Below are 2,151 nucleotides of genomic sequence, written 5' to 3'. Positions count from 1 at the left end.
TTAATGTCACTTGTTGAAGAAATCATACAGAAGGATATCTTTGTTGAAAGATGCTGTAGCCTACCCAATGAATCTGAACAATTTGAGTTTGTTCATCATAAACTTAAGGACTATCTTTATGCGTCACTTTACAAGGCCAAGCAAAAACTCATTCACAAGAAAATTGCCGCGTATTTTGAACAGGAGTTAGTCCAAGAATATGATCAAATTATCTATCACAGTCAAATGGCAGGGGATCGCGTTAATTATTTGAAATATAAGATAAAATGGATCTTCGACTATTTAGAGATGATGCATGAAATGTTTCCGATTGTGAAGAATGGTGAAATAAACAGCAATATAATCAACCAGAAGAATCTAAAGGAGAACCTAAAAAAGGAGTTAGAAGAAATCAACGCCCTATATCATGAATTGCAAGCGAGTGGTCAAAACTTAGGTACTGAGCTTGAAATTTATTATTTGAACTTAATGAGTCGTTTTTATATTATTACAGGAAAAGGTGACTTAGGTCTTTCTTTAACTGAGAAAATGATTCAACTTGCCATGGAAGCGCTTAATACAGAATACATGCTAAAAGGGTATAAGCTCATGGTATTTCATTATATCAATACAAGACAAGTAGATAAAATGCTTGAAATAATCACAAAGGCAATTCATATTGCACATCAAAAAGAAATGAAAGCAGAGCTTGGCGTATTTATAAGGCTCAAGGGTTACAGTTATATCCTTAAAGGGGATTATCAGCGTGGCGAGAACTTCTTAAAAGGCGCTATTAACTTATTTGAACGCTTAAAAGAAAGGCCACGTTATATTTTGAACATCATGGCGAGTTATTACTACTTAGGTGAGAGTCAAAGATATCAAAAACATTATGGGCAATCGATTATATATTATGAAAAGGCAGTAACCTTAGCAGAAACCTATGGTTATATCGATCGATTGACCCTGTTTTATTCAAGTTTAGGTCAAGGATACTATGAAAGTGGTGACTTAGATAGCGCTGGAGGGTACTTCAAAAAGGCGATTGAACTCTATGAGGAGTTTGATTTTCAATGGGGCCGTGCTCTTGCTTGGGGGTATATGTCAATGCTTTCATTAAAACAGAAAGACTATGAACATGCCAAGTATTGTCTTGAAAAAGCAGATTATTATCAAAGCTATCTGAATAGTCAATATGAAGATGAAAAATTGAACTTAATACGAAATGAAATTCTTCATCAAAATGTTTAAGTGGCATCAAAAAAATGCCGCTTTTTCTTTTACAAATTAAAATATTTTGACGGTTCGTTGACGTGACTTCATTAAAATATAGATATAAAGTGGAAAGTTATTGATGACTGTGGAGGTGTTTATTTGTTACTTGAAATGAATGTGAATGGGGATGAAGTCAAAGTTGAGGTGGAAGCACATGATCGGTTATTGGATGTCCTGAGGTCAAAATTAAATCTGACGAGTGTCAAGGAAGGGTGTTCAGAAGGTGAATGTGGTGCTTGCACTGTAATAATGGATCAACGGGCAATTGCCTCGTGTACTTTATTGGCAATGCAGGCTAGAGGCAGTGAAATTATCACGGTGGAAGGTTTGGAGAAACGTGGAGAGTTAGATATCATACAGACGGCTTTTATTAATAACGGCGCAGTTCAATGTGGATTTTGTACGCCGGGAATGATTTTATCTTGTAAAGCCCTGTTAATGCGTGAACCAAATCCAACTGAAGATGAGATTAAAAGGGCAATAGAAGGGAATTTATGTCGATGCACTGGCTATAATAAAATTGTGGACGCAGTCCAAGCCGTTGTTAAGAAAGAAGGTGTTTAATTTGTCTTTTTTGAACTATCATATGCCCACTTCAATTGAAGCCTTATCGACGTTATTGTATGAAAATGATTCAAACACTGGAATTATCGCGGGTGGTACTGATTTTATGATTAAGCTTAGAAATCATCCAGAGCGATTTAATCGAATAATTGATATTTCTGGAATCAAGTCGTTAAAAAACATCACCGAGAATGCACAAGAAATCGTAATTGGTGCATTGGTGACATTGACGACAATAGAAGAGTCTAAAATTATAAAAAAGCATGTGCCAGCATTGTCTATCGCAGCCAGTAAAGTGGGTTCAACGCAAATCAGAAATAGAGGAACGATAGC

Annotated in this window: 3 protein-coding genes; all 3 read left to right on the top strand. The window is 35.8% G+C overall.

Annotation, left to right across the window (positions count from 1 at the left end):
- A partial coding sequence (locus AC220I_RS21610; RefSeq protein ID WP_486725941.1) for a tetratricopeptide repeat protein occupies nt 1–1,230 on the top strand: 1,230 nt, incomplete at its 5' end.
- 123 nt (nt 1,231–1,353) lie between these two features.
- Nucleotides 1,354–1,818, top strand: a complete 465-nt coding sequence (locus AC220I_RS21605) for a (2Fe-2S)-binding protein (RefSeq protein ID WP_486725940.1) — start codon at nt 1,354–1,356, stop codon at nt 1,816–1,818.
- Between the two features lie 22 nt (nt 1,819–1,840).
- A partial coding sequence (locus AC220I_RS21600) for an FAD binding domain-containing protein (protein WP_486725939.1) occupies nt 1,841–2,151 on the top strand: 311 nt, incomplete at its 3' end.

This window comes from Fusibacter sp. (assembly GCF_057447755.1).
The sequence above is the reverse complement of the archived record's forward strand: the minus strand, read 5'-3'. Positions and strand labels throughout refer to the sequence as shown.